The sequence below is a fragment of the Bacillus sp. JJ1764 genome, from assembly GCF_036962145.1.
Classification (GTDB): domain Bacteria; phylum Bacillota; class Bacilli; order Bacillales; family Cytobacillaceae; genus Neobacillus.
Window position 1 is genome coordinate 1 of record NZ_JBALNY010000069.1, and the last position, 6477, is coordinate 6477.

9 protein-coding genes are annotated in these 6477 nt (G+C 35.8%); 7 read left to right on the top strand and 2 right to left on the bottom strand.

From position 1 onward, the window contains the following. Nucleotides 1-67: 67 nt before the first annotated feature. Nucleotides 68-1030, bottom strand: a complete 963-nt coding sequence (uvsE, locus tag V7083_RS11440) for a UV DNA damage repair endonuclease UvsE (RefSeq protein ID WP_335477771.1) — start codon at nt 1028-1030, stop codon at nt 68-70. A gap of 62 nt (nt 1031-1092) precedes the next feature. On the opposite strand from uvsE, the gene V7083_RS11445 reads away from it, so the two are divergent. Continuing rightward, nucleotides 1093-1650, top strand: coding sequence for a class I SAM-dependent methyltransferase (locus tag V7083_RS11445; RefSeq protein WP_335477773.1), 558 nt, complete (start codon nt 1093-1095; stop codon nt 1648-1650). Between the two features lie 481 nt (nt 1651-2131). Then, nucleotides 2132-2290 (top strand): hypothetical protein, encoded by a 159-nt coding sequence (locus tag V7083_RS11450; protein WP_335477774.1) that lies wholly within the window; start codon nt 2132-2134, stop codon nt 2288-2290. 105 nt (nt 2291-2395) lie between these two features. Here V7083_RS11450 and V7083_RS11455 read toward each other — a convergent pair whose 3' ends face one another. Beyond that, on the bottom strand, nt 2396-2938 hold the full coding sequence (locus V7083_RS11455; protein ID WP_335477776.1) for a flavodoxin family protein: 543 nt from the start codon (nt 2936-2938) through the stop codon (nt 2396-2398). 137 nt (nt 2939-3075) lie between these two features. Here V7083_RS11455 and V7083_RS11460 point away from each other — a divergent pair, with 137 nt between their 5' ends. From V7083_RS11460 to V7083_RS11480, 5 genes are all read left to right on the top strand, one after another. After that, a complete protein-coding gene (locus V7083_RS11460; protein ID WP_335477778.1) occupies nt 3076-3375 on the top strand; it encodes an antibiotic biosynthesis monooxygenase family protein in 300 nt (99 codons plus the stop codon). 10 nt (nt 3376-3385) lie between these two features. Continuing rightward, complete coding sequence (locus tag V7083_RS11465) at nt 3386-3841, top strand: GNAT family N-acetyltransferase (protein WP_335477780.1); 456 nt, start codon at nt 3386-3388, stop codon at nt 3839-3841. A gap of 102 nt (nt 3842-3943) precedes the next feature. Beyond that, nucleotides 3944-4444, top strand: coding sequence for a GNAT family N-acetyltransferase (locus tag V7083_RS11470; RefSeq protein ID WP_335477782.1), 501 nt, complete (start codon nt 3944-3946; stop codon nt 4442-4444). Nucleotides 4445-4471: 27 nt separating this feature from the next. After that, nucleotides 4472-5347, top strand: coding sequence for a proline iminopeptidase-family hydrolase (locus V7083_RS11475; RefSeq protein WP_335477784.1), 876 nt, complete (start codon nt 4472-4474; stop codon nt 5345-5347). Between the two features lie 118 nt (nt 5348-5465). Further along, on the top strand, nt 5466-6131 hold the full coding sequence (locus V7083_RS11480; RefSeq protein ID WP_335477786.1) for an NAD(P)H-dependent oxidoreductase: 666 nt from the start codon (nt 5466-5468) through the stop codon (nt 6129-6131). Nucleotides 6132-6477: the final 346 nt, after the last annotated feature.

The window sequence follows — 6477 nt, forward strand, 5'->3', positions numbered from 1 at the left end:
AGGAGTCTTCGCACCTTCCGCTCCAATCAACAGAGTGTAAAAAATCAACACTGTTCTTTAACACAGCCTATATTTTAAAAGTAGATGCATCTATGATTTCGACATCATCTCTTTCTTTGATTTCATCCATTAACTTAAATAGAGCGAGGTCCTTCATTTTGGCTTCAATCATGCAATCAATTTGCGGCACAGAGTCCTTTATTTCTTTTAAAAAATGGAAAAACATAGAGATATCCACAAAGTCGGAATGATGTCGGAATTCCTTTTCGCTTTTTGGACTGGAAATGTGCATTTTGATTGGCAATGGGGAATCCTTCCAAGTTTGCACAACTCTTTGCCAATTACCCACCCAATTTTCATTTTGGTGATAGGCAAGGTGATGGTGATAATCAAACACGAGTGGAATACCCAATTTTTCGCACAAATATAGGGTATCATCAAGGGTAAAGGAAGTGTCATCATTTTCTAGCATGATCATCTTTTGAATGGCTCGCGGAACATCCATCCAATTTTCAACAAACCGTTCTAGTGATTGTTCCGTTTCTTTGTAGTTTCCACCTACATGCATCACACATCGATGAGTAGAGTCGATTCCCATGCCTTTTAATAAAAGATAATGAAGCTTTAATGTTTTAATAGAATTTTTTAAAATGTCCTTATTTGGAGAATTAATGAGGACAAAATGATCAGGGTGAAAGTCAATTCTCATGTCATGCTTTTTCGTAAATTCCCCAATTGATTTAAGAATGTCCTTTAAGGGTTTCATGTAATCCCAATCCAGAATTTCCTCATGGTTGGCTAATGGAATTAAGCGAGAGGATAGTCGGTAAAAATGGATTTGCGATGCAGCATTATGTTTCAATAAACGTAACGTATTTTCTAAATTTGTATGAGCAATTCTTTCCAATTTACGAAGGGCGGCATCACGGTCCTCAATTTTTTCAAATTGGGTAAATGTCATCGTTTTAGACGGAGATGCATTTTTTACCTCCATGCTCATGGCCACATAACCTAACCGAACAATTGTCATGTTTGATCACCTCGTTTACAGTATGGGTGATATGGGGATGAATTATTTTAAAGGAGAATAAAATGGACTCAAAATTAAAGTGGAATTTGAAATATAAACAGAAACTAGATCAGCTGGAAAAATTGGAGCCTAATCTCCGAATAAAAAAGGTTGCTAATTACTTAAAAGGCGGAACAGCGCTTGATTTAGCCTGTGGACTTGGGGGAAACAGCGTGTTTTTGGCGCGATTGAACTATCAAGTCCTTGCCATTGATATTTCAGAGGTTGCCATTCAGTATTTACAGAAAAAAGCGGAAAATGAAAATCTTTCTATTGTACCAGTGGTAAAAGATTTAACGGAATGGAAAGATTACAATCAAAAATATGATTTGGTCGTTATCACGTATTATCTAGATCGGTCACTTTTTACAAGGGTAAAAAACGTGATTAAAGAAAATGGGTACTTTTTTATGGAGACCTATTATCAGGTGCCCAATCATTTAAACACTGGTATATCCGATCAATATAAATTGAAGTCTAGAGAATTATTGGAAGTTTTTAAGGATTGGAAGGTTATTTTTTTTGATGAAGATGAACTAGAGGGAAGACAAACGATTTTTTGTCAGAAACGCTCCATGTAGTGCATGTTAAAAACCCTAGGTTTAAGGAAATATAGGTCATTTATGAATATTACATAGTAATTCTATGTACATTTATGATAAAATGGATATATGGAAATATTTTCTTTGTAGAGGATGTTCTCATGAGTTTTCTTATGATTGTATTTTTANNTGTATATTTCTAGGAATAATCTTCATCTCAAAAACTAAACCATGTTTGAAAAAGCCAAGTTTGAAAGTGATCCTGGCTATGTTTTTACAAATTATCATCATGGGCCTTTTCTTTACTGACACATTATCAAATTTCCCCAAAGTATTAATCAATAGTTTATGGTGGGGAACCGTTATTTATGGATTAATATGTGGGATATGTGAGTTCAAAAATAATGTGATTGTTTCTTTTCTTAGTATTTTGTTAAGTTTCTTGTTAGCAGCTATAATGTGCTAGTGTTGTTTATTACGTCTATGTAACTATTTTTTTTTTTAGAAATGAGGAAAAAATATGAATATCGCTGATATTATTTTTCAATTATTTGTTTTCGCTGTTCCTGTAATTTTTATTGCCATTATTTTTCTAAGTTGGCGCTCATTCAAAATGAGGAAGGAACAATTGAATCGAATCGAGGAAAAATTAAATACCATAAATAAAAAAGAGCACTAGTACATAAGTAATGAAGAATGTGAAAGAAGAAAAAGAACTGTTCTTGGAGCAGGTTAAAGCTGTTGGAAAAAAAAGGACTGCATCGTTTCAAATGCAGTCCTTTTCTTAACCCTTTAATTGCTTATTAAATTGCGCAGCAATACTAAGGGCTGTTTCATCAGCCAAAATGTCTTCAGGTTTGTTGCCTTCCCCCAAAATATAACCAGCAAACTCAATCCCCATAAAATCAAAAATATGTTTAAATTGCTGGATCATCGGCAAGCCTTTTATACGAGGTTGATCGCCCCCAACGGCAATCACATAAGCTTTCTTTGTTGCCATTATATTTTTGAAATCAGGATAATTTGAATCTCTTAATGTCTGAGACCATCGATCTATAAAGTTCTTCATGGATCCCGACATGGTATACCAATAAACGGGTGTGGCAAATAGCAAAATGTCATGTGGCAAAATACGATCGATTATTGAATTGTAATCATCGTTACGATCTTCGAATCCTTCCGGAGAATGGCGCTTATCGATGATAGGTTGGATCGTTTGCTCATGTAAATATATTTTTTCAGTTGTTACCCCCGTGATTACGTGATCCGTTAGTAATTCCGTATTTCCATTTGCCCGGGTTCCCCCATAAATGATTGCAATTGACATACCATTTTGCTCCTTTCCTTTTGGTTTGCTTACTCATATTAATGGACTCCATTAAAAAAAACAAATTTTCTGTCTCTAACTCCCATAATATAGTTTAAAATAAAGGTATTCCAAAAATTTGCATGGGGGGAAAATATATGATTTTGGAAGCAGTTATGCTTCAAGTAAAACCGGGAATGGAAAAGGAATATGAAAGTGCCTTTATAGAGGCGTCCACTATCATTTCTTCTATGAAAGGTTACATATCCCATGAATTACAAAGGTGTTTGGAAGTCAAGGGGAAATATCTACTCATAGTCAACTGGGAAACGTTGGAGGATCACACTGTTGGTTTTAGACAATCAAAGGAATATCTGGAGTGGAAAAAAAGACTTCACCATTTCTATGATCCATTTCCGGTGGTGGAGCATTTTGAAATGGTAAATCTAAATAATTAGTGATGTTATGATGAAAATAGTAAGGTTGGAAAAATCGGACATTAAACCTGCACTAGAATTAGTATGGACCGTTTTTCAGGAATTTGACGCTCCAGACTATTTACAACAAGGTATAGAGGAATTTAGAAAGTTTATTACTTATCATACAATGATTGAGAAATTTGATAAAGGTGAGCTTTCCTTTTGGGGCTGCTTTGAACAAAACGAATTAACCGGTATCATCGCTACGATAGCTATGACTCATATTTGCTTGCTTTTTGTCAAAAAAGAATTTCATCGCCGGGGAATTGCAAGAAAACTTTTTCTGTCCGTACTTAATGAATCCACATTACAAAATGTTAAAAGGATCACCGTAAATTCTTCTCCGTACGCAGTGGATTTTTATCATCGGCTAGGTTTTGTTGACACAGATGTGGAACAGACTGTGAAAGGAATTCGTTTTACACCGATGATGTTTAAAATATAGTTTCGGGATGGGTCGTTTATTATTTCAAATGCTATTAGCCCGGCTATCGGCCATATGTATGAAAAAGGGAAATAAAGTTTTGATCGTGAAAGGGTCCTATATGTGGAGATTTATTTAGACAAATTAAAAGAAGCCGATAAAGAAGAATTATTTCAATTTGAATGTGAAAATAGAGCCTTTTTTGAAAAAATGGTTCCAAGTCGAGGAAATCAATATTATCAATTTGAAAATTTTACCGAAAGTATTTCAGAGTTACTGAAGGAACAAAGGGAAGGAATATCGTATTTTCACTTAATAAAACATTCTGGGACTATTATCGGAAGAATGAATCTGGTAGATATCGTGGCAGGTAGAGGAGATTTAGGCTATCGGATGGGTGAAAAGTATGCAGGGAAAGGGTTTGCGAGTAAAGCTTTACACATGCTTTTACAAAAAGTACGGGAGTACAATTTAGAAGAAATACATGCGAAAACAACGAACCTCAATATCCAATCTCAGAAGGTTTTAGAGAAGAACCATTTTAAACGTATTTCGGTTGATTATGAAGAGCCAGATTTTAATGGTCAAAAAATTAAATTTTACCATTATATTTGGAAAAACTAGTAGTTTTATTAAAAAGGGGAAATAGCAATGGAAAAAGAAGGATTTGTTTCAGTAACCGGTGGGAAGGTTTGGTATAAACAGTTTGATGAAGGTGCAAAAGGGACACCAGTTATCATATTACATGGAGGACCAGGGTCATCCTGCTATTCTCTTCAAGTGCTAGGAGCACTTGCGAAAGATAGACCTGTTATTTTGTATGATCAATTAGGATGCGGCCGTTCGGAGCGCCCAATAGATCCATCATTATGGAGATTGGAACGATTTGTAGAGGAACTGGGACAAATTCGTGAAGCACTCCATCTTGATGAGGTACATATTCTTGGCCACTCTTGGGGCACTACTTTGGCAGCCTCCTACGCTTTAACGAAACCATCAGGCGTGAAAAGTATCATATTTTCAAGCCCTTGCCTTAGTGCCCCGTTGTGGGAGCAAGACCAAAAGCGAAATCTTAAGAAATTGCCATATGAGGTTCAAGAAACTATCAAGCGTTGTGAAGAAAATGGTACAACTGATTCGGAAGAGTTTGAGGCAGCGATTGATGTATTCGGCAAGCATTTCGTTAATCGCCTGAAGAAAAATCCAGAATGGCTTGATCAAAAACCAAAGGAATATTTTAACGCTGAAGTTTACAACATTATGTGGGGACCATCCGAATTTACTGTTCTTGGGAATCTAAAAACTTTCGATTGCACTAGCCAATTAAAAGATATTTCTAGTCCGATCCTTTATACATGTGGTCGTTATGACGAGGCCACCCCAGAAACCACCCAATACTATAGCAGTGTGACACCCGGTTCGAAATTCCATGTTTTCGAGAATAGTGCACATATGGCCTATGTGGAAGAAGAAGATGAATACTTGCGTGTTATGGGGGGATTTTTGCGGGAGGTTGATTGTAGTTAGATCGGAAAGCCTAGGTGAAAGGTCTTTATGTTTAAGGAACCTAATTAAAGTAAATGAATGTCAAGAGGTGAAATATGGAAGGATATTCCTGTATCTACTAACATAAAGGGTGATTATGATGACGATTGACAAAAAAGACATTTTAGATGCATTCCGTTATAGACATGCGACTAAACGTTTTGATTCAATAAGAAAAATTTCAGAAGATGATTTTGAATTCATCTTAGAAACAGGAAGATTATCACCAAGTTCATTTGGATATGAACCATGGAAATTTTTAATTATCCAAAACCAAGAATTAAGAGAAAAACTACGTGAAGTATCATGGGGAGCTCAGGGGCAGTTAACGACAGCCAGTCATTTTGTGATAATTCTAGCAAAAACCAACTTGAGTTATGACTCGGATTATGTATTAAATCACAAGAAAAATGTCCAGAAAATGCCGGAAGACATCATTAAAAATTCTACAGCTAGAATGAAAAGTTTTCAGGAATCTGATTTGCCAATGGTAAACAATGAACGGGCAATGTATGATTGGGCTTGCCGCCAGACCTATATTGCATTAGGGAATATGATGACAGCTGCTGCAATGATCGGGATCGATTCATGCCCAATTGAAGGGTTTAACTACAAATTAGTAAATGAAATTCTTGAAAAAAATGGACTGCTTGATCATGGTGAATGGCGTGCTTCTGTCATGGTCGCCTTTGGTTATCGGGAGACAGACCCTCAGCGGGCAAAGGTTCGTAAAGATATTGAGCAAACTGTTAAATGGGTAAAATAAGCGTTTAAATCAGATACAGATGAAGGGCAGTTCTACATATTATTTAGTTTCGAATTGTCCTTCATCCTTGCATGAAAAACAGAGTCCTAATAGATCCCAAATGAAAATGTCCTTCATTCTAGCAATGAAAGCCAGAATCTTAATAGAACCAAGTGAAAATGTTCTTCATTCTTGTAATGAAAGCCAGAATCTTAATAGGGCCAAATGAAAATGACCTTCATCCTAGCAATGAAAGCTAAAATATTAATAGAACTAGGTGAAAATGTTCTTCATCCCAGCAATGAAGGCCGGAATCTTAATAAAACTAAGTCAAAATGTCCTTCATCCCAGCAATGAAAGCCAGAAT

What these genes read in the sequence shown, in the direction of transcription:
- V7083_RS11465 (WP_335477780.1), top strand. Translation starts at nt 3,386, where the DNA reads ATGAAAATAGTAAGGTTGGAAAAATCGGACATTAAACCTGCACTAGAA.
- V7083_RS11460 (WP_335477778.1), top strand. Translation starts at nt 3,076, where the DNA reads ATGATTTTGGAAGCAGTTATGCTTCAAGTAAAACCGGGAATGGAAAAG.
- V7083_RS11480 (WP_335477786.1), top strand. Translation starts at nt 5,466, where the DNA reads ATGACGATTGACAAAAAAGACATTTTAGATGCATTCCGTTATAGACAT.
- V7083_RS11445 (WP_335477773.1), top strand. Translation starts at nt 1,093, where the DNA reads ATGGACTCAAAATTAAAGTGGAATTTGAAATATAAACAGAAACTAGAT.
- V7083_RS11455 (WP_335477776.1), bottom strand. Translation starts at nt 2,938, where the DNA reads ATGTCAATTGCAATCATTTATGGGGGAACCCGGGCAAATGGAAATACG.
- uvsE (WP_335477771.1), bottom strand. Translation starts at nt 1,030, where the DNA reads ATGACAATTGTTCGGTTAGGTTATGTGGCCATGAGCATGGAGGTAAAA.
- V7083_RS11475 (WP_335477784.1), top strand. Translation starts at nt 4,472, where the DNA reads ATGGAAAAAGAAGGATTTGTTTCAGTAACCGGTGGGAAGGTTTGGTAT.
- V7083_RS11450 (WP_335477774.1), top strand. Translation starts at nt 2,132, where the DNA reads ATGAATATCGCTGATATTATTTTTCAATTATTTGTTTTCGCTGTTCCT.